Source organism: Streptomyces sp. NPDC048018, from assembly GCF_043202995.1.
Lineage (GTDB): Bacteria > Actinomycetota > Actinomycetes > Streptomycetales > Streptomycetaceae > Streptomyces.
In genome coordinates this window covers 156833-176095 of the sequence record NZ_JBIDBK010000004.1, presented here as the reverse complement: position 1 = coordinate 176095, position 19263 = coordinate 156833, and the positions used below count along the sequence as shown (strand labels likewise).

The 19263-nt window shown below is 73.2% G+C and carries 20 protein-coding genes and 1 pseudogene; 8 read left to right on the top strand and 13 right to left on the bottom strand.

The window, feature by feature from the left end:
* Positions 1 to 12 precede the first annotated feature (12 nt).
* Positions 13 to 1290 (bottom strand): MFS transporter, encoded by a 1278-nt coding sequence (locus ACGF1Z_RS16670; protein ID WP_393004515.1) that lies wholly within the window; start codon positions 1288 to 1290, stop codon positions 13 to 15.
* Positions 1291 to 1352: 62 nt separating this feature from the next.
* Between ACGF1Z_RS16670 and ACGF1Z_RS16665 the strand changes: the two genes are divergently transcribed.
* Positions 1353 to 2306, top strand: a complete 954-nt coding sequence (locus ACGF1Z_RS16665; RefSeq protein WP_393004513.1) for a LysR family transcriptional regulator — start codon at positions 1353 to 1355, stop codon at positions 2304 to 2306.
* A 42-nt stretch (positions 2307 to 2348) separates the two neighbouring features.
* Here ACGF1Z_RS16665 and ACGF1Z_RS16660 read toward each other — a convergent pair whose 3' ends face one another.
* Positions 2349 to 3122: an alpha/beta hydrolase gene (locus ACGF1Z_RS16660; RefSeq protein WP_393004511.1), complete on the bottom strand. Its 774-nt coding sequence runs from the start codon at positions 3120 to 3122 to the stop codon at positions 2349 to 2351.
* A gap of 174 nt (positions 3123 to 3296) precedes the next feature.
* Positions 3297 to 4082: a GNAT family N-acetyltransferase gene (locus tag ACGF1Z_RS16655; protein ID WP_393004509.1), complete on the bottom strand. Its 786-nt coding sequence runs from the start codon at positions 4080 to 4082 to the stop codon at positions 3297 to 3299.
* 105 nt (positions 4083 to 4187) lie between these two features.
* On the opposite strand from ACGF1Z_RS16655, the gene ACGF1Z_RS16650 reads away from it, so the two are divergent.
* Positions 4188 to 5342: an adenosine deaminase gene (locus ACGF1Z_RS16650; RefSeq protein ID WP_393004507.1), complete on the top strand. Its 1155-nt coding sequence runs from the start codon at positions 4188 to 4190 to the stop codon at positions 5340 to 5342.
* A gap of 185 nt (positions 5343 to 5527) precedes the next feature.
* Positions 5528 to 5959, top strand: coding sequence for a hypothetical protein (locus ACGF1Z_RS16645; RefSeq protein ID WP_393004505.1), 432 nt, complete (start codon positions 5528 to 5530; stop codon positions 5957 to 5959).
* Positions 5960 to 6139: 180 nt separating this feature from the next.
* Here the strand turns inward: ACGF1Z_RS16645 and ACGF1Z_RS16640 are convergent, their stop codons facing one another.
* The 5 genes from ACGF1Z_RS16640 to afsQ1 form a co-directional block, all read right to left on the bottom strand.
* Positions 6140 to 6340: a PspC domain-containing protein gene (locus ACGF1Z_RS16640; RefSeq protein ID WP_393004503.1), complete on the bottom strand. Its 201-nt coding sequence runs from the start codon at positions 6338 to 6340 to the stop codon at positions 6140 to 6142.
* An 89-nt stretch (positions 6341 to 6429) separates the two neighbouring features.
* The gene (locus ACGF1Z_RS16635) at positions 6430 to 7092 is read right to left on the bottom strand and encodes a VanZ family protein (RefSeq protein WP_393004501.1); all 663 of its coding nucleotides are present in this window, start codon (positions 7090 to 7092) and stop codon (positions 6430 to 6432) included.
* Positions 7093 to 7223: 131 nt separating this feature from the next.
* Entirely contained in the window at positions 7224 to 7841 is a 618-nt protein-coding gene (locus ACGF1Z_RS16630; protein WP_393004499.1) for a hypothetical protein, read from the bottom strand.
* Positions 7838 to 9397: an ATP-binding protein gene (locus tag ACGF1Z_RS16625; RefSeq protein WP_393004497.1), complete on the bottom strand. Its 1560-nt coding sequence runs from the start codon at positions 9395 to 9397 to the stop codon at positions 7838 to 7840. Before ACGF1Z_RS16625 ends, ACGF1Z_RS16630 begins: the two co-directional genes overlap by 4 nt.
* Positions 9394 to 10071: a two-component system response regulator AfsQ1 gene (afsQ1, locus tag ACGF1Z_RS16620; protein WP_181019089.1), complete on the bottom strand. Its 678-nt coding sequence runs from the start codon at positions 10069 to 10071 to the stop codon at positions 9394 to 9396. The genes ACGF1Z_RS16625 and afsQ1 overlap by 4 nt, the downstream gene beginning before the upstream one ends.
* A 194-nt stretch (positions 10072 to 10265) precedes the next feature.
* On the opposite strand from afsQ1, the gene ACGF1Z_RS16615 reads away from it, so the two are divergent.
* Entirely contained in the window at positions 10266 to 10985 is a 720-nt protein-coding gene (locus ACGF1Z_RS16615) for a SigE family RNA polymerase sigma factor (RefSeq protein WP_365337878.1), read from the top strand.
* Positions 10986 to 11192: 207 nt separating this feature from the next.
* Here the strand turns inward: ACGF1Z_RS16615 and ACGF1Z_RS16610 are convergent, their stop codons facing one another.
* Positions 11193 to 11888: a uridine kinase gene (locus ACGF1Z_RS16610; RefSeq protein ID WP_393004494.1), complete on the bottom strand. Its 696-nt coding sequence runs from the start codon at positions 11886 to 11888 to the stop codon at positions 11193 to 11195.
* A 61-nt stretch (positions 11889 to 11949) separates the two neighbouring features.
* Between ACGF1Z_RS16610 and ACGF1Z_RS16605 the strand changes: the two genes are divergently transcribed.
* Complete coding sequence (locus ACGF1Z_RS16605) at positions 11950 to 12342, top strand: hypothetical protein (RefSeq protein ID WP_393004492.1); 393 nt, start codon at positions 11950 to 11952, stop codon at positions 12340 to 12342.
* Positions 12343 to 12444: 102 nt separating this feature from the next.
* Here the strand turns inward: ACGF1Z_RS16605 and ACGF1Z_RS16600 are convergent, their stop codons facing one another.
* Genes ACGF1Z_RS16600 through deoC form a run of 3 tightly spaced genes read right to left on the bottom strand, consistent with a single transcriptional unit; the run spans position 12445 to position 15756 of the window.
* Positions 12445 to 13362, bottom strand: coding sequence for an aldehyde dehydrogenase family protein (locus tag ACGF1Z_RS16600; protein ID WP_393004490.1), 918 nt, complete (start codon positions 13360 to 13362; stop codon positions 12445 to 12447).
* Positions 13355 to 14791, bottom strand: a complete 1437-nt coding sequence (locus ACGF1Z_RS16595; RefSeq protein WP_393004488.1) for an aldehyde dehydrogenase family protein — start codon at positions 14789 to 14791, stop codon at positions 13355 to 13357. Before ACGF1Z_RS16595 ends, ACGF1Z_RS16600 begins: the two co-directional genes overlap by 8 nt.
* A gap of 5 nt (positions 14792 to 14796) precedes the next feature.
* Positions 14797 to 15756 carry a deoxyribose-phosphate aldolase gene (deoC, locus tag ACGF1Z_RS16590; protein ID WP_393004486.1) on the bottom strand — a complete coding sequence of 320 codons (960 nt, stop codon included), beginning with the start codon at positions 15754 to 15756 and terminating at the stop codon, positions 14797 to 14799.
* A 258-nt stretch (positions 15757 to 16014) separates the two neighbouring features.
* Between deoC and ACGF1Z_RS16585 the strand changes: the two genes are divergently transcribed.
* The 3 genes from ACGF1Z_RS16585 (at position 16015) to ACGF1Z_RS16575 (ending at position 18692) form a co-directional block, all read left to right on the top strand.
* Positions 16015 to 17169, top strand: coding sequence for a hypothetical protein (locus tag ACGF1Z_RS16585; RefSeq protein ID WP_393004484.1), 1155 nt, complete (start codon positions 16015 to 16017; stop codon positions 17167 to 17169).
* A 119-nt stretch (positions 17170 to 17288) separates the two neighbouring features.
* On the top strand, positions 17289 to 17927 hold the full coding sequence (locus tag ACGF1Z_RS16580; RefSeq protein ID WP_393004482.1) for a class F sortase: 639 nt from the start codon (positions 17289 to 17291) through the stop codon (positions 17925 to 17927).
* Between the two features lie 117 nt (positions 17928 to 18044).
* Positions 18045 to 18692, top strand: a complete 648-nt coding sequence (locus tag ACGF1Z_RS16575) for a PH domain-containing protein (protein WP_393004480.1) — start codon at positions 18045 to 18047, stop codon at positions 18690 to 18692.
* A gap of 83 nt (positions 18693 to 18775) precedes the next feature.
* Here ACGF1Z_RS16575 and ACGF1Z_RS16570 read toward each other — a convergent pair.
* Positions 18776 to 19263, bottom strand: a pseudogene (locus ACGF1Z_RS16570) (PKD domain-containing protein); the annotation flags it as partial.

The window sequence follows — 19263 nt, the reverse complement described above, 5'->3', positions numbered from 1 at the left end:
AGTTGCAGTGCCTCAGGCGGCTGTGGCCAGTTCGTGACGCCGCGCCGCGACCCGCGCGGTGTGCGTGCCGTAGAGCGTGATCGACACGACGCCGAGCACCGCCACCAGACCGATCAGGACCGTCCCGGCCCAGCCGCCCGCGTGGAAGGCCACCGCGCCGAGCGTGCCGCCCGCGCTGCTGCCCAGGTAGTAGGCGGACTGGTAGAGCGCCGAGGCCTGGGCGCGGCCCGTCTTCGCCGTACGGCTCACCGAGGACGAGGCGACCGCGTGCCCCGCGAAGAAGCCGGCCGTGATGAGGACCAGACCCGCGAGGACGGCGGGCAGCGCGTCGGCCAGCGAGAGCAGCAGGCCCGCGGCCGTCGTGGAGACGGCGAGATAGAGCGCCCCGCGCCGGCCGAGCCGTCCGACCAGCCGGCCGGCCGCGGCCGAGGAGACCGTACCGACCAGGTAGACCAGGAAGACCGAGCCGACCACGCCCTGCGGAAGCGAGAACGGCGCCTCGACCAGGCGGTAGCCGATCACCGTGTACACGGCGCCGAACACCGTCATGAACAGCGCGCCGATCGCGTACAGGCGCAGCAGCAGCGGATCCGCGAGGTGCCCGCGGACCGACCTGGCCAGTGCCCTCGGGTCGAGCGGTCCGGGCGTGAAGTGCCGCGCCTTCGGCAGCAGCGCCCGGAAGGCGAGCGCGCACACCGCGGCCAGCAGGCCGACGGCCGCCAGGCCGGCCCGCCAGCCCCACATCTGGGCCACCCAGCCGGTGACGATCCGGCCGCTCATGCCGCCGATGGAGTTGCCCGCCACGAACAGGCCGATCGCCGCGATCAGCGCCCTCGGCCGCACCTCCTCGGCCAGGAACGCCATGGCCGAGGCCGGCACGCCGGCGAGGGCGGCGCCCTGCACCGCGCGCAGCGCGACCAGGCTCTCCAGGTTCGGGGCCAGGGGCACGAGCAGACCGACGGCGACGGCGACGGCGAGCGAGGCGGTCATCATCGAGCGGCGCCCGAAGCGCTCGGACAGCGCGCTGAGGGGGAGGACGCACAGGGCGAGCGCCGCGGTCGCGGCGGAGACCGTCCAGGAGGCGGCCGACGCGGTGGCGCCGAACTCGGCCGAGACGGCGGGCAGGAGCGCCTGCGTGGAGTAGAGGAGGGCGAAGGCGGCCACTCCGGCGGCGAACAGCGCGAGGCTCATCCGGCGGTAGCCGGGGGCGCCGGGGGCGAGACGGGAATCGGTGGAGCGGGAGTCGGCGACCGTGCTGGTGGCGGCCGCCTTGGTACTGGCGTCAGGCATGCCTCGAACGTAGGCCGCCCCGTTTCATGCGTCCAATGCACGGAACTGCTGTAATCGTTCCCATGGTGCATGAGTACAGGTCACAGCCTCGCCTGTCACCGAACAGTAACGAAGAAGACATGGGACTGCTGCTCGCGCCCCGGCTCGCGTACTTCGCCGCCGTCGCCCGGCACGAGCACGTGACCCGCGCCGCGGCCGAGATGGGCGTGCCGCAGTCGACCCTCTCCCGGGCCGTCGTCCGGCTGGAGGAGGACCTCGGCGTCACCCTGTTCGCCCGCCGCGGCCGTACCGTCTCCCTCACCCCGGCCGGCCGCCGCTTCCTGGCCTCCGCCGAACGCGCCCTCGCCGAGGTCGAACGGGCCGCCGACTCCGTACGGGCCGACGCCGACCCCACCGCCGGCCGGGTCGCCTTCGGCTTCCTGCACACCATGGGCTCCGAGACCGTGCCCGGCCTCATCCGCGCCTTCCGGGTCGACCACCCCCGGGTCCGCTTCACCCTGGTGCAGAACTACGGCGAGGCGATGATCGAACGACTCCGCGCCGGCGAACTCGACCTGTGCCTCACCTCGCCGGTGCCGGACGCCCCCGACCTGGTCGCGCGCCGCCTGGACGAGCAGCGGCTGCGGCTCGTGGTCCCCGACGACCACCGCCTCGCCTCGCGCAAGCGCATCCGCCTGGCCGAGGCCGCCGACGAGACCTTCGTGACCCTGGAACCCGGCTACGGGCTCCGCCGCATCACCGACGACCTGTGCGCCCAGGCCGGCTTCACGCCCCGCGTCGCCTTCGAGGGCGAGGAGGCCGAGACGCTGCGCGGACTCGTCGCCGCCGGGCTCGGCGTCGCCCTCCTGCCGCCCCCGGCCGTCGCGCGGCCCGGCGTCGTCGAACTCGGCGTGACCTCGCCGCGCGCGGCCCGCGAGATCGGCGTGGCCTGGCTCGACGGCCACCCGGACACCCCGCCCGTCGCCGCCTTCAAGAAGTTCCTGCTCGGCAAGCGGGGCAGCCTGCTGCCGGAGTGACCCGGGACGGCCCGCCACGCCCGGGAGGGCGGGGAGCCGCGGTCAGCGGAGCGACCGCCCGAAACCCGCCGCCAGCGGCATCCGCAGACCCAGCGGCGGCGGCGCCGCCATGGCGTCCGCGAGCGGCCGGCTCGGCACGTGCCCGAACAGCGTCGAGAGCACGAAGTCGGCCGCCAGGGCGTGGACTTCCTCGTGGTACTGGCGCAGCGCGTGCCCGTCGGCGTGCACCTCGAAGCGGCAGGTGTCGCGGTTCGACTTCTTGGCCCGCTCGGCGAAGCGGTAGGACAACTCCGGGTCGGTCCGGGCGTCGTTGGTCCCGTGCACGATCAGCACCCGCCGGCCGACCAGCTGCCGCACCGGCTCCGGCTCGGCCGCCCGGTCGTCCTCCGGCAGCCACGGGGCGACCGCCAGCACCGCCGCCACCGCCGCGTTCCCTGCCGCGCGCAGGGCCGCCCGGGCGCCCATGCCCCGCCCCACGAGACACACCGGCACGTCCCCGTACCGCCGTACCGCCTCCGCCACCGCCCAGGACGCGTCCGCCGCCAACTGCGCGTCCGCGCCGTTCCATCCGCGCCCCCGGTAGCGGACGACATGCGCCACCAGTCCGTCCTCGCGGCCCGCGCGCACCAGCTGCCGGCCGAGCGGCAGCGCCGTCACGTGCGCCCGCACCGAGGCCCGCCGTCCCGACACCGGCTCGCCGTCCGGCAGCAGCAGAACCACCCCGCCGGCCTCGGTCACCGGGTTCGTGGCTCCGACGGGCCGACCGAGCCGGGGTGTCCGGGAGTCGGCCGGCCCCACGAGTGCGAAGTGCGCCATGGCAGAACAGTCTCAGAAGCCGAGGTGTACAACACCCGTCCGGGCAGTCAATTGATGGTGAAAGTTGCCCGGTTTTCCGACGCGCGCAAGGTCCACGCAGCCCCTCGCACACCCGGGCCCCCGGAACCGGCCAACGCCCGAAACCCGCCCGCGCCGTTCCAGGGGGCGGCGCCGCTAAGGGCGTTCGAAGCAGTGCACCTCGCCCACCGGCGCGAAGCCGCGGCGTGCGTACCAGTGGCGCGGCCAGTCGTCGGCGAGGGCGGTGAGGAAGACCGTGGTGCAGCCGGCCGCGTCGGCCAGGCGCAGGGCGGTGTCCAGGACGACCCCGGCGTGGCCCCGGCCGAGGTGGGCCGCGGCCGTGACGAGGTCCTCGATCTGGGCCACTCCCGTGCCCCGGTCGACGTAGAGGTCGGCCCACGAGGCGACCTCGCCCCACTCGTCGTGGGAGGCGAGGAAGTGCACGTCGTCGGCGCCGCGGCGGCGGGCCGTGCGGCGTTCCACCAGGGCGTGGACCACGTCCGCCCCGGCGTCCGGCAGGAAGCGCCGCCAGCTCTCGGCCAGGGGTGCGCGCAGGGCCGGCAGGTCCACCTCGCGCGCGCCGCCCCTTTCCGGGACCGGGCCGGTGTGGCGCATGAGGAGGACGCTGCTGCGCCGGTAACCCGCCCGGGCGAGAGGGCCGGAGCAGGCATCGGCGACCGTCGGGTCCAAGATGTAGACGCTGCGGTGCGACAGATGGGACATGGCCTCGTCGACCAGGGCGGGCAGGCTCCCGGGGTCGGGCGCGCCGTCCACCAGGACGTGGTTGTTGCCGTGGGACAGCGCGAAGGTGTCGTCGAGCGCGGCGAAACCACCGGGGAAGTCGACCGTCCGCTCGGCCTGCCGGCGGGAGAACGCGGACAGGAAGCCGTGGATCCGGCGCAGTTCGTGGTCGCCCCGGGCCGCGTCCGATGGAGTGGTCATGACGGCAGGCTAGGCGTGTGCGGGGGGTGTCCGCACCGGAGATTCGGGGCGCGCGGTACGGTGCCGAGGGGCGCGCTCTACGCGCGTAGGGGCTAGAGTGCGGCAATGACGAGCCAGATCCCCAGCACCCCCTCGGCGGACCAGATCCGCCGCGCCCCGAAGGTCCTGCTGCACGACCACCTCGACGGCGGTCTGCGCCCCGGCACGATCATCGAACTCGCCCGTGCGCAGGGCTACGAGAGCCTCCCCGAGACCGAGCCCGACAAGCTCGGCATCTGGTTCCGCGAGGCCGCCGACTCCGGCTCCCTGGAGCGCTATCTGGAGACCTTCGCGCACACCTGCGCCGTCATGCAGACCCGCGAGGCCCTCGTCCGCGTCGCCGCCGAGTGCGCGATCGACCTCGCCGAGGACGGCGTCGTCTACGCCGAGGTCCGTTACGCCCCCGAGCAGCACCTGGAGGGCGGCCTCACCCTCGAAGAGGTCGTCGAGGCCGTCAACGAGGGCTTCCGCGAGGGCGAGCGGCAGGCGCGCGCCGGCGGGCACCGCATCCGGGTCGGCGCCCTGCTCACCGCGATGCGGCACGCCGCCCGCGCCCTGGAGATCGCCGAACTCGCCAACCGCTACCGCGACTCCGGCGTCGTCGGCTTCGACATCGCGGGCGCCGAGGCCGGCTTCCCGCCCACCCGCCACCTCGACGCCTTCGAGTACCTGAAGCGGGAGAACAACCACTTCACCATCCACGCCGGCGAGGCCTTCGGCCTGCCGTCGATCTGGCAGGCCCTCCAGTGGTGCGGCGCCGACCGGCTCGGCCACGGCGTGCGGATCATCGACGACATCGAGGTCGCCGACGACGGCACCGTGACCCTCGGCCGGCTCGCCGCGTACGTCCGGGACAAGCGCATCCCGCTGGAGATGTGCCCCACCTCCAACCTGCAGACCGGTGCCGCCGCCTCGTACCAGGAGCACCCCATCGGGCTGCTCCGCAAGCTGCACTTCCGTGCCACGGTCAACACGGACAACCGTCTCATGAGCGGCACCAGCATGAGCCGAGAATTCGAATTGCTGGTCGACGCATTCGATTACACGCTCGACGACATGCAGTGGTTCACGGTCAATGCGATGAAATCAGCGTTCATTCCTTTCGATGAACGACTGGCGATGATCAACGACGTGATCAAGCCCGGTTATGCCGAGCTGAAGTCCGAATGGCTGTTCCAGCAGACGGCTGCCACCAGCGACTCTTCCCGTCAGGGCGGCTGACGGGCGGTCGCGGGACGCGATGCGGAGCGGCCGGGCCGGCCACGCCCGGCCGCCATTCGGTGTTTGCGGTGCGCACGTTTGCTGGCTAGTTTGCAGAGCCACCCTGCATTCCCCGAATTCCCCATGCTCTCCGGGCCTTCCCCGACGCCCGAGAGGCACCCGAGATTCCTGAGGAAGTTTTTCTGATGAAGCAGTCTGCCGCCAAGACGCTCGGTGTCGCCGCGCTCGGTGCCGCTTTCGCCGCTGCCGCCGCCGGAACGGCCACGGCCGCCCCGGCCTCGCTGCCGGTCGGTCCCGACGCGCTCGGCCTGGTCACCAGCGCCGTGCCGCTGGGTGACGGTGTCACCGAGCTCCCGGACGGCGCGGGCGCGGCCCTCGGCGGCGGCGAGACCGCCCTCGGCTCCGGCGTCGAGCAGGGCGTGAACGCTCTTCCGGGTGCCGCCGCGCAGGCCGGGAACCTCCCGGGCGAGGTGCAGAAGCAGGCCCAGAACCTTCCGCTCGACGGGGCCCAGAGCGGCCTCGCCGCCACCCCGCTCGGCGCGGCCGGCGGCCTCCTCGGCGGTCTGCCGGTCGGCTCCGTCCTGGGCGGCGGCCTGGGTGGCGGTCTGCCGCTGTAGGGCATCGCGCACACGCCCGAGGGCGCCCCGTCCCGTGACCGGGAGGGGGCGCCCTCGGCGTTGTCCGGCGGACGCGGCCGCGGTTCGTGCGGGCGGGCGTCCCGGCGTGCGCAGCGACGGTGCGTGCCGACGTGCGTTCCGGCGCCGCGTACCGACGTGCGTACCGGCGTAGTGCGGCGGCTACCAGGCCGTGCTCGGCGACTTCTCCGCCGGCAGCAGCACCCACAGCGCCAGGTAGAGCAGGAACTGCGGGCCGGGCAGCAGGCACGAGACCAGGAAGATCACGCGCATCGTCCAGGCGGATATGCCGAAGCGCCGGGCCAGCGCCGCGCACACTCCGCCGATCACGCGTCCGTCACGGGGGCGGGTCAGTGCGGCCATGGTGGGCTCCCTCGGAGTTTCGCGGGGGCCGTCCGTCCGGCCCCCGATCTGTCTCCATCCTGCCCCTGGACGCCGGACAAAACGTCGGTCTACGGGGCGATCCCGACCCTGGGAATCGTCGGGGTCGCCCCCTGAGAGGACGGCTTCTTGCTCCTCCTGCCGGAGGAGGAGCCCCGGGCGGAGCCGCCCACGGAGCCCCGGGCGGAGCCGGCCACGACGCTCGGGGCGGAGCCGCCCACGGAGCTCCGTGCGGATCCCCGGCGGGAGCCCTGCGCGGGCCCCTGCGAGGGCCCCGAGGAGGACCCCCGGGAGGCGTCCGCCCGGGGGCCGCGGCGCAGGCGGGCCCGCGCCGCGGGGACGATCAGGGCGTGCGCCAGTGCCACGCCCGCCGTGTTCAGGAGCACCGAGTCCACGTCCACGACCTGCCCGGGCACCGCCGTCTGCAACAGCTCGACCGCGAGCGACACCAGCGCACCCGCCGCCGTCGTACGGGCCAGGGAGGCCCACGGCGAGACGGAGAGCCGGCCGTCGGCCATCGGGAGCAGCACCCCGAGGGGTGCCAGGAGCAGCAGCCCGCCGCCGATCCGCCGCACGGCCTCGACCGGGCCGAGTGCCAGGTCGCCCCTGATCCCGGCCAGCGGGGTCAGGTTGGGCGCGGTCACCCAGGCCACGTCCCGCGCGCGGAGCGTCACCCAGGCGACGAGCAGCAGATGCGCGAGGAGCAGGAGGAACCCCGCCACGCGTAGGACCATGGCGACACTGCCGCCGGAACTGCCCGAACCTTGACGCTGCACGCCCCCCAAGACGACAGCTCCGGCGGAATCGGTTCCGCCGCGCACCCGACCGGGTTCCCCGCGGGCGGCGAAGGAGGTTTACGGCAAGGTCAGGAAGCCGCGGCCGCGGCCGACGGGACCGCCGACTCCGGGCGCTCCTTCAGCTCCCGCGGGCAGCTGTAGCGGCGCGGCTCGTACGTGCCGGGGCCGCCCAGGACGACGGAGTCGCCGCCGGTGGAGGACGCGCCGGCCGCGCTCTCCGCGAAGGTGCACACGATCTGCGCGAGGGCCGTCGGCGGCAGGTCCTCCGGCTGGCGGCTCAGCCGCAGCGTGCCGGCCGGGTCGCCCCGGTGGCCTGCCGTCACCACCAGCGGGCCCTTCACCGCGGTGCTGAACCCGGCCTCCCGCTCCGCGTCCGACGGCTCGCTCTCCAACTGGCCGAGCAGCGCCGAGGCGGTGCGCACCGGATCGCCGGAGACCTTCTCCTCCGGCAGCGGCGTCCTGCGGTCCACCGCCTCCAGCTGGGCCCCGCACAGCAGGTACACCCGCAACGGCACCCCCTGGGCGGCGGACACGTCCGCGCCGCCCCGGACGCTGCACGGCACCCGTGAGGGCGCCGCGCCGGCGTCCACCGGGACGGAGGTCGTCCTGATGCCACAGCCGGTGACCAGCCCGGCGGCCAGGGTCGCGCCCAGGGCGAGCAGGGCACTCGCACGCCGACGTCTCAACTCTCCTCCACCTCGCCCTGGCTGCTGCGGGTCTGCAGCTCCCGTGCGATCCCCGAGGCGTCCCGGGGCAGTCGCAGCACGAACACGGCGCCGTCCACCCGGCCCTTCTCGTCCGTCGAGTTGGCGGCCGTGATCGAACCGCCGTGGATCAGCGCGTTCTCCATGGCGATCGACAGGCCCAGACCGCTGCCGTCCGAACGCGGCCGGGAGGCGCTGGCCTTGTAGAAGCGGTCGAAGACGTGCGGCAGGACCTCCACGGGGATGCCGGGCCCGTGGTCGCGCACCGCGATCACCAGATCCTCGGTGCTCTCCCCGGTCTCCGCGTCCTCCGTCCGCTCGGTGCGGACCGCGACCCGCACCGGGGAGCCGCCGTGCTTGAGCGCGTTGCCGATCAGGTTGGCGAGGATCACGTCGAGGCGGCGCGGGTCGAGCCGTGCCACGATCCCGCGCTCGGCGTCCAGGTCCACCGCGTCCAGCCAGGCCCGCGCGTCGATGCACGCGGTGATCTGGTCGGCGATGTCGACGTCGTCGAGGACCAGCCGGGCGGTGCCCGCGTCGAAGCGGGTCACCTCCATCAGGTTCTCCACCAGGTCGTTGAGGCGCCGTGTCTCGCTGACCACGAGCGCCACGGCCGGGGCGATCATCGGGTCGAGCGTGTCCTGCTCGTCCTCCAGGACCTCCGTGACGGCGGTCAGCGCGGTGAGCGGGGTGCGCAGCTCGTGCGACATGTCGGCGACGAAGCGCGCGCTCGCCTCCTCCCGCGCGCTCATGTCCGCGACCTTCTTCTGCAGGGACTCGGCGGCGCTGTTGAACGTACGGGAGAGGTCGGCCAGTTCGTCGTTGCCGGAGACCCGCAGGCGGGTGTCCAGCTTGCCCTCGCCGAGCTGCCGGGCCGCCTCGCCGAGCCGGTGCACCGGGCGCAGCACGGTCGTCGCCGCGACCTGCGCGAGCAGTACGGAGCCGATCACGGCCAGGCCGGTGGCGATGCCGAGGGACCAGGACAACGAGTTCAGGTCCGCCTTCTCCGCGGCGAGGGACTTGAACATGTAGCCCGTCGGTCCGCCGCCGTCGATCTTCGTCCCGCCGACCAGGTACGGCGTCGAGCCGCGCTGGGTCCGTTGCCAGAACAGGTGGTACGGGTAGGCGTTGTTCTCCGACACCGGCCGTTCGGTCCCGACCGCCGTCTGCAGCGAACGCGGCACGTCGGTGAGCGTGAACCTGTCAGGGTCGGAAGCGCCGACGATCGGCTTGCCCGCGTCCCGCTCGCCGATCAGCAGCACGCTGTAGCCGGCGCTGCCGCTCGCCATCTGCTCGGCCGTGCGCCGCAGCTCGTCCTCGGTGGGCCGCAGCGGCAGGGACGCCGCCCGGTTCTGCATCTCCTGGCGGAAGTCGTTGAGCGCGCTGTCCTGGGTGCGCTTGAGCACGGCCTCGCGGTTCAGCCAGTAGGCGATGCCGGAGGCCGACACGGCCGCGGTGAGCGCGACCAGGGCGAAGACGACGACGAGCCGGAGGCGCAGGCTGGTGAACCTGAGCACCGAGATGATCCCTGTGCTCACGCAGGGACGTCCAGCCGGTAGCCCACACCGCGTACGGTCCGGATCAGCGTCGGCGAGGACGGCACGTCCTCCACCTTGGCGCGCAGCCGCTGCACACAGGCGTCGACGAGTCGCGAGTCGCCCAGGTAGTCGTGCTCCCACACGAGCCGCAGCAGCTGCTGGCGCGACAGGGCCTGCCCGGGCCGCCGGCTCAGCTCCAGGAGCAGCCGCAATTCGGTCGGCGTGAGCTGAAGGTCCTCGCCGTTCTTCGTCACGGTCATCGCCGAGCGGTCGATCACCAGCGAGCCGAAGGTCGCCGAGTCGGTGGACTCCCGCTCGCCGCGGCGCAGCACGGCGCGGATCCGGGCGTCGAGCACCCGGCCCTGGACCGGCTTCACCACGTAGTCGTCCGCACCGGACTCCAGGCCCACGACGACGTCGATGTCGTCACTGCGGGCCGTGAGCAGGATGATCGGCAACTGGTCCGTGCGCCGGATGCGGCGGCACACCTCGAAACCGTCGATGCCGGGCAGCATCACGTCCAGTACGACCAGGTCGGGCCGCTGCTCCTTGAGGAGCTTCAGGCCGTCCTCTCCCGTCGCCGCGGTGGCCACACGGTGGCCCTGGCGGGACAGCGAGAGTTCGAGGGCCGTGCGGATGGCGTCGTCGTCCTCGATCAGCAACAGGAAAGGCACGGCCTCATTCTGTCGCATGCGGCCGTCCGAGTTCGACCGTCCGGTCGGTCCTCCGTCTCCGAACCTCGCAGGCTCCCCGGCCGGACCCCGCCCTGTGACACGCCTGTGACAGTCGGCGGACACCGCCATGAAGTGGGCCGGGCAGGCTTTTCGACATCAAGGACCTACGGACTCCAACCGACGGGGGGCGCGAGATGAACGCACTGCACAGCACCACCTCAAGCGCAGTTGTCACGCGCCTCCACGACGTCACGCGGAGCACCGAGAAGTCCGGCGCGGTGAACGGGCGGGGGTGCGTTCGCAGCGTCGGGCGTCAGCACAAGGCGCCGTACATGGTCGCCGTGGCTGACGGGGGAGCGGCGTACGGGGAGGTCACGGGGGAGCGTTCCTGCTCGGAGGCCGAGTTCACGGCCTACGTCCAGGAGCGCCGGGCCTCCCTGTACGCCACCGCCTACCACCTGACCGGTGACCGTTTCGAGGCCGAGGACCTGCTCCAGAGCGCGCTGTTCTCCACGTACCGCGCCTGGGACCGGATCAGCGACAAGGCCGCGGTCGGCGGCTACCTGCGCCGCACGATGACGAACCTGCACATCAGCGCGTGGCGGCGGCGCAAGCTCAACGAGTACCCGACCGAGGAGCTCCCGGAGACGGTGGGCGAGACGGACGCGATGCGCGGCACCGAACTGCGCGCGGTCCTCTGGCAGGCGCTGGCCCGTCTGCCCGAGCTCCAGCGCACGATGCTGGTCCTGCGCTACTACGAGGGCCGGACCGACCCGGAGATCGCGGAGATCCTGGACATCAGTGTCGGCACGGTGAAGTCGAGCATCTGGCGCTCGCTGCGGCGACTGCGCGAGGACGAGGTGCTGAGCTTCGGCCGTGACGAGGAGGAGTCCTTCGGCGAGCTCGTGGCCTGAAGGCGAGGGGGAACACGGGGGATCCCACGGGGGATACGGGGATCCCACGGGGAACACGGGGGACGTACGGGGGTACGGGGGTGAACCGGCGAGGGCCGGACAGGATCGGGGGATCCTGTCCGGCCCTCGGCGTGTCCGGGGCCGGGTGCGTGGCCGGCGCCCGGGGCGGGCGGCCACGAGGGCACGGTGCGGGGGTGGCGCCGTGCGTCAGCGGGGCACGGGGGTGCGGCGACGGCCGGCCGCCGCCGCGGCCAGGCGGCCCAGGGCCTCGTCCCGGGCGCAGGGGTGGGCGCCCAGCGCGGTCTGGCGGGCCACGATCGAGCGTTCGGCGCGCATCAGCCGCCAGCCGCGGCGCAGCAGGAACGGCACCGACTTGCGGCCCTCCCTGAGGTCGCGCAGCAGCCGGCGGCGGAAGGTCGTCGCGGGACGGCCGCGCAGGCACAGCGCGTCGGCGAGGACACCGAGCTCACGGCAGCGCTCCACGATGTCGGCGGCGAAGATGCCCTCCGCCACGAAGAGCGGGGTCCGCTCGATGTCCAGCGTCTCGCGGTCCACGCGGGAGCTGGTGGCGATGTCGTACACGGGCACGAGGGTCCGTCCCGTACGGCACAGCTCGGTGATGGCGGCGACGGCGGCGTCGGAGTCCCAGGAGAGCGGGGAGTCCCAGTCGATGTCCGAACTGCCCTCGACCGTGGGCAGGGAGGGGTCGTCGCACTCCTTGTAGAAGTCGTCGAGGCGCAGGACCGGCAGCCCGGTGCGGGCGGCGAGGGACGACTTGCCGGAGCCGGAGGGGCCCGCGAGCAGGACGACCCGGGTCGGGATCGGTTGGGAACTCACGGGACACCAGTGTGAACCATTACCCCGTAAAGGGGACCCCCGAGGTGACCCGTTGGTATCGAGCATCACACCTCCGCTACCGTCTGTGGCCGCCCTGTCACCCCATGAAGCCGTTGGAAGGAACTCCATGGCGCGTCACGCACAGCCCCGCAACCCCCGCCGCAGCACCCTGCTGAAGGCCGGGCTCACCGTCACGGCGGCCGGTGCCGCCCTGCTCGGAGCGGGCGCAGCCGCCCAGGCCGCCGACGGGACGGCGGTGCCGCTGCCGGTGGACTCCCTGACCCGGACGGACGGCGCCGCCGCGCTCGCGGGCGTCGCGCACGGCGTGGCGCCGCTGACCCGCCTCCAGATCGACCCGCTGGCCAACACGGGGGTGGACCCGCTCGACAACGGTCTGGGCACGCAGGTCGCCGACTTCAAGCCGGTGGGCACGAACCTGGTGACCGACCACGTCACGAAGGGCGGCGCGCTGGCCGACCTGCCGGTGGCCGGGCCGCTGACGCAGGGGCTGCTGCCCTAGGTTCCGCCTTCCGGATCAGGCCGTGGAGCCGGACACGCCGAACGGGCCCCCGGGTGTCCGCTCCCGGGGGCCGTTCGGTGCGCCGTGACCAGTACGCCGTGACTAGTACGAGGAGCCGCTCGCGCCCAGCGAACCCGTGGGGTGCCAGACGGTCTTGGTCTCCAGGAACGCGGTCATGCGGTCCGTGCCCGGGGACCGGGTGAAGTCCTCGGCGCGCGGGCGCAGGACCCGCTTCAGGTTGTCGGCCGCGGCGATCTCCAGGTCGCGGGCCAGCTCGGCGTCCGCGCCCGTCAGGTCGATCGCGTTGACGTCGAGGTGCGCCGCCAGGTGCGGGCCCATCTCGGCGGCCTTGCCGGACAGGATGTTGACCACGCCGCCGGGCAGGTCGGAGGTGGCGAGCACCTCGCCGAGGGAGAGCGCCGGGAGGGGCGCCTTCTCGCTCGCGATGACGACGGCGGTGTTGCCGGTCGCGATGACCGGGGCGATCACCGAGACCAGGCCCAGGAAGGAGGATTCCTGGGGGGCCACGACCGTGACGACACCGGTCGGCTCCGGGGTCGACAGGTTGAAGTACGGGCCGGCGACCGGGTTGGCGCCGCCGACGACCTGGGCGATCTTGTCGGTCCAGCCCGCGTACCAGACCCAGCGGTCGATCGCGGCCTCGACGACCTCCGCCGCCTTGTTCTTGGACAGGCCCTCGGCCTGCGCCACCTCGTGCACGAACTGGCCCTTGCGGCCCTCCAGCATCTCGGCGACGCGGTAGAGGACCTGGCCGCGGTTGTACGCGGTCGCGCCCGCCCAGCCGCCGAAGGCCTTGCGGGCGGCGACGACCGCGTCACGCGCGTCCTTGCGGGAGGACAGCGGCGCGTTGGCCAGCCACTTGCCCTTGGAGTCCGTCACCTCGTACACCCGGCCGCTCTCGGAACGCGGGAACTTCCCGCCCACGTACAGCTTGTAGGTCTTGAAGACGCCCAGACGCCCGGGGGCGGAGCCGCCCTTGTCGGCACTGCGATCAGACATCGAGGTAGGCCTCCAGACCGTGACGGCCGCCCTCGCGGCCGAAGCCCGACTCCTTGTAGCCGCCGAAGGGCGAGGTCGGGTCGAACTTGTTGAACGTGTTGGCCCACACGACGCCCGCGCGCAGCTTGTTGGCGACCGCGAGGATGCGGGAGCCCTTCTCCGTCCAGATGCCCGCCGACAGGCCGTACTGGCTGTTGTTGGCCTTGGCGACGGCCTCGTCCGGCGTACGGAAGGTCAGCACGGACAGCACCGGGCCGAAGATCTCGTCGCGGGCGACGGTGTGCGCCTGGGTGACGTTCGTGAAGAGCGTCGGGGCGAACCAGTAGCCGGCGGTCGGGATCTCGCAGGCGGCCGACCAGCGCTCGGCGCCCTCGGCCTCGCCCTGCTCGACGAGCGAGGTGATCCGGGCCAGCTGCTCCTCGGAGTTGATGGCGCCGATGTCGGTGTTCTTGTCGAGCGGGTCGCCCAGGCGCAGGGTGCTCAGGCGGCGCTTGAGGGAGTCGAGCAGCTCCTCCTGGACCGACTCCTGGACCAGCAGGCGGGAGCCCGCGCAGCAGACCTGGCCCTGGTTGAAGAAGATGCCGTTGACGATGCCCTCGACGGCCTGGTCGATCGGCGCGTCGTCGAAGACGATGTTGGCGCCCTTGCCGCCCAGCTCCAGGGTCAGCTTCTTGTGCGTGCCCGCCACCGACCTGGCGATGGCCCGGCCGACCGCGGTCGAGCCGGTGAAGGCGACCTTGTCGACGTCCGGGTGCTCGACGAGGGCCGCGCCCGCGGCGCCGTAGCCGGGGAGGATGTTGACGACGCCCCTGGGCAGGCCCGCCTGGCGGCAGATGTCCGCGAAGAACAGGGCGGAGAGCGGGGTGGTCTCGGCGGGCTTGAGGACGACCGTGTTGCCGGTCGCGAGCGCCGGGGCGATCTTCCACGCCAGCATCAGCAGCGGGAAGTTCCACGGGATGACCTGGCCGGCCACGCCCAGCGGGCGCGGGTTCGCGCCGTAGCCCGCGTGGTCGAGCTTGTCGGCCCAGCCCGCGTAGTAGAAGAAGTGGGCGGCGACCAGCGGGAGGTCCGCGTCGCGGGTCTCCTTGATCGGCTTGCCGTTGTCCAGGGTCTCCAGGACGGCCAGCTCGCGGCTGCGCTCCTGGATGATCCGGGCGATCCGGAAGAGGTACTTGGCGCGCTCGGAACCGGGCAGCGCCGACCACTTCTCGAAGGCCTTCCGGGCCGCCCTGACCGCGCGGTCCACGTCCTCGGTGCCCGCCTGGGCGATCTCGGAGAGCACCTCCTCGGTGGACGGGGAGACGGTCTTGAAGACCTTGCCGTCGGCCGCTTCGACGAACTCGCCGTCGATGAACAGGCCGTAGGAGGGCGCGATGTCGACGACGGACCGGGACTCGGGGGCCGGTGCGTACTCGAATGCAGATGCCATGTTGATCAGTCCACCGTCACGTAATCGGGGCCGGAGTAGTGGCCGGTCGCCAGCTTCTGACGCTGCATCAGCAGGTCGTTCAGCAGGCTGGAGGCACCGAAGCGGAACCAGTGGTTGTCCAGCCAGTCCTCGCCCACGGTCTCGTTGACCAGGACCAGGAACTTGATGGCTTCCTTCGTGTTGCGGATGCCGCCGGCCGGCTTCACGCCGATCTGGACGCCGGTCTGGGCGCGGAAGTCGCGCACGGCCTCCAGCATCAGGAGCGTGTTGGCCGGGGTGGCGTTGACCGCGACCTTGCCGGTCGAGGTCTTGATGAAGTCCGCGCCGGCCATCATGCCGAGCCAGGAGGCACGGCGGATGTTGTCGTACGTGGACAGCTCGCCCGTCTCGAAGATCACCTTCAGCCGGGCGCGGTCGCCGCACTCGGCCCTGATGGCGGCGATCTGCTCGTACACCTCCATGTAGCGGCCGGCGAGGAAGGCGCCACGGTCGATGACCATGTCGATCTCGTCGGCGCCGGCGGCGATGGCGTCGGCCGTGTCGGCGATCTTCACCGGCAGGGCGGCGCGCCCGGCGGGGAAGGCGGTGGCGACCGAGGCGACCTTGACGCCGGAGTCCTTCACGGCGGCCTTGGCGGTGGCCACCATGTCGGGGTAGACGCAGACGGCGGCGGTCGTCGGGGTCGTGCGGTCGGTGGGATCGGGATGGACGGCCTTGGCGGCGAGCGCCCGGACCTTGCCCGGGGTGTCCGCGCCTTCGAGCGTCGTCAGGTCGATCATCGAGATGGCCAGGTCGATGGCATAGGCCTTGGCCGTGGTCTTGATCGATCGCGTACCGAGGGACGCGGCGCGCGCCTCCAGGCCGACGGCGTCGACGCCGGGCAGCCCGTGGAGGAAGCGGCGCAGCGTGCTGTCGGACGCGGTTACGTCGGCGAAAGCAGTTGCTGCGTGTGCAGTGGTGGGCATGGTCACCAGTCGAGCATATCTACGCGCGTAGCGGCGTGTACAGGGGCCCGCTCGTCCGTGCGGGCGAAAGCCCAGGTGGGTGCAGAGGGGCGACCGCCGGGTGACTCCTGTCACAGGGCCGTGACAGGGAGCGGACGAGTCCCCGACCCAAGATCCGTAACGTTTCTTCTGCAGCCGGCCAGAACTCGCCGCCCCCGCCCGCACGAGACGTCAGCGGCATGCAGCTCCGCCATCCACGACCTGACCTCAGGAGTTGTCATGGGCACCGCCCTTCGCACCGTCGTCGCCACCGCCCTCCTCGCGGGCCTCGCGATCACCCCGGCGCTCGCCTCCGCCCCCGCCTTCGCGGCGGACGGACCGGCCACCGCCGCGGAGAGCGGCGGCACCCTCGTCCGGACCGAGACCCTCGCCGACGGCACGGTCGTCAAGATCTACAAGCTGGGACCGGCCCGGTACCGCGCCGACGCCTTCGCGCGCGGTCTGCCGGTCATCTCCATCGAGGCGAACGCGCGTCCCGCCGCCGCCAACGACAACGGCCTGTTCCTCGTCCTCTTCGAGGACGGCCGGACGGTCTCGTGGACGGGCAACGTCACCTACCGGACCCCGCTCGGCCTGTACCGGCTGGCCGACGGCACCGTTCTGGAGCTCGGCAGGAACGCGAAGGGCGGGCGTGTGGGCCTGCAGCTGATCGAGAACGGCAAGGGCCGCGGCTTCACGTACACCCACGACCCCGTCCGCACGGTGTGGACGTTCGGGAAGGCCGTCGTCGTCCTGGCGGCCGGCGGCGGCGAGTTCGCCGCCTACGTCCCCGGCTCGGCCGAGCAGGCGCCCCCGGTCCACCTCGGCCCCACGCAGCAGCCGAAGCCCGGGGAGCCGGCCGAGATCATCAGCGGCCCGACCGTCACCTCCATCTGCACCGTCGAGGAGGCGATCCGCTCCTCGTTCGGCGAGGGCTGGGTCGTGACCCTCACCCACGACGTGGACACGGGCCCCAAGGCCGTCCTCCGCAACCGCGGCACCACGGTGGCCACGGTGGACCGTGCGCACCCGCTCGACTCCGTCCACGGCCTGAAGATCGTGGGCGCCGACACCCTCAGCCCGCGCTTCGGCCAGCACACCAACGGAGGCGACGCCGCGCCGTACCGCTGGAACGACTTTCCGAAGATCCCCAAGGGCTGCAAGAAGTCGGCCCCGGCCAAGCCCACCACCCCGCCCACCACCGGTACGGGCACCGGCACCCAGGGCGGCCAGACCAGCGTCGTCCCCAAGGGCGGCGTCGCCGCCGGTGCGGAGTTCGGCAGCGTGGAGCAGGCCAACGACACGGCACTGCTCGCCTCCGGCGCCGGTGCCGCGGTCGTCGTCGCCGGACTGGGCCTCACCGCCCTGCGCCGGCGCGCCGCCGCCCGCGGCTGACGCCGGTCCGGTCACCCGAGCCCCTCCCGCACGGCGCGCACCCCTGACAGCGCCGTCCACCCCGCCGGCGGGCCGCCCTCCTCCTCGGCGGCCCGCCGCACCCCGTTCCGGAGCACGCCATGACCCGCCGCCCCCTCCTCCTCGCGCTGGCCGGCGGGACCGTCGCCCTCGCGCTCTCCGGCTGCGCCGCTCCGGCCGGCGCCGGGGCCGCGCCCGCGCGCCCCACGGTCCCCGCCCCGCGCGTCGCCACGACCGCCGCGTCCGCGCCCGCCGAGCAGCTCGCGACCGCGCCGCTGCCCCGCTCCGAGCCCGTGCGGGTCCGGATCCCCGCCGCAGGCGTCGACACCGGCCCGGTCCTGAGGCTCGGCCTCCAGCAGGACGGCAGCGTCCAGGTGCCCTCGGTGGCCCAGGCCGACCGGATCGGCTGGTACGACAAGGGCGTCACACCCGGCGAGACCGGCCCCGCGGTGCTCATCGGGCACTACGACACCGTCGAGGGCCCCGCCGTCCTGCGCGGCATCGGCCGCGTCCACGTCGGCGACCACCTCACCGTCACGCGTGCCGACGGCACCGACGCGGTGTTCCGGGTGCGCCGGCTCGAACAGGTCGACAAGAAGGTCTTCCCGACCGAGAAGGTCTACGGCGACACCCGGCGCCCCGAGCTCCGCCTCATCACCTGCGGCGGCGAGCTGGTGAACGGGCACCGCCCGGACAACATCGTCGTGTACGCGGACCTGCTGGCACCCGGTGCGGCCTGATGCCGCGGACCCGCGGGAGGGGCGCGGCGGCCGGGAGGGCCCGCGCCGGGCGGCGCGGAGCCGGGCCCGGCGGCACCACCTAGGCTCCCGCCGCGCGGCTGAGGCAGAATCGGGCGCATGACGCCCTCCGAGCCGCCCGCCGCACAGCCCTCCGAGCCCGCCCGGGAGGACCGTGTCTTCCGGTCGCCCCTCGGCATCGCGGGCGGGGTCTTCCTGCTCCTCCTGGCCGTCGTCCTGGGCGGGGACTCGATCATCCGCGGAGAGGGCCGCACGCCCTGGCTGGCGCTCGCCTCGCTGATCCTCGCGATCCCGCTGATCGTGGCCTTCACCATCCGCCCGGTCGTCTACGTCGACGACCGGCGGCTGCGCATCCGCAACCCGTTCCGCACCATCGTGCTGCCGTGGGGTTCGGTCGCCGACCTCCGGGCCGGCTACTCCAGCGAGGTGTTCACGCAGGACGGCGACAAGTACCAGCTGTGGGCCGTCCCCGTCTCGCTGCGCCAGCGCAAGCGCGCCGCGCGCCAGGCCGCCAAGGCCGCGCAGGACGACCCGCACGGGCGCACCTCGGCCACCGCCGACGTCCGGGACAGCAAGGCCCGTACCGCTCCCGCCGACCAGACCGTCGCCGACCTGCGCGAGATGGCCGAGCGTCACGGTGGGAGCCCCGAGGCGCAGGGCGAGCCGCGGATCCGCTGGGCGTACGAGATCATCGCGCCGGCGGCGGCCGGTCTGGTCCTGCTGATCGTGCTCGCCGCGACCGGCTGAGCCGGCCGCCCCTGACGCCCGAGGGCCGGGTGCGCACCGCACGGTGCGCGCCCGGCCCTCGGCCTTGGCCCGGTCCTTCGGCCTCAGGGGCCGTAGAACCCGGCGATGTCGGCGATGAGGTCGAGGGTGCCGTTGCGGTTGTAGAAGGTGACCTTGCCGTCGTGGACGGGGACGACGACGAGGTTGGGGACGGTCTGTCCGGCGGTGACGTTGAGGTGGGAGGCGCTGGTGCGGGTGGTTCCGTACGGGTAGGCGGAGACGAAGGTCGCCGCTGTCGCGTTGGTGGCGGTGACGTTGAGGACGACCGCGGTCACGCCCTCGGCGGGGACGCCGCCCCTGCCCGCCACCGTCAGGGAGACGGTCCGGTCGGCGCCGATCTTGGCCTTGGGGGCCCCGGTGCCGGAGCGGGTGTCCATGAGGCGGGTCGGGGTGAGGGGCTCGTAGAGCGAACCCTTGCCCGAGAGCGTGAAGTAGCCGGCGATGTCGGCGATGAGGTCGAGGGTGCCGTTGCGGTTGTAGAAGGTGACCTTGCCGTCGTGGACGGGGACGACGACGAGGTTGGGGACGGTCT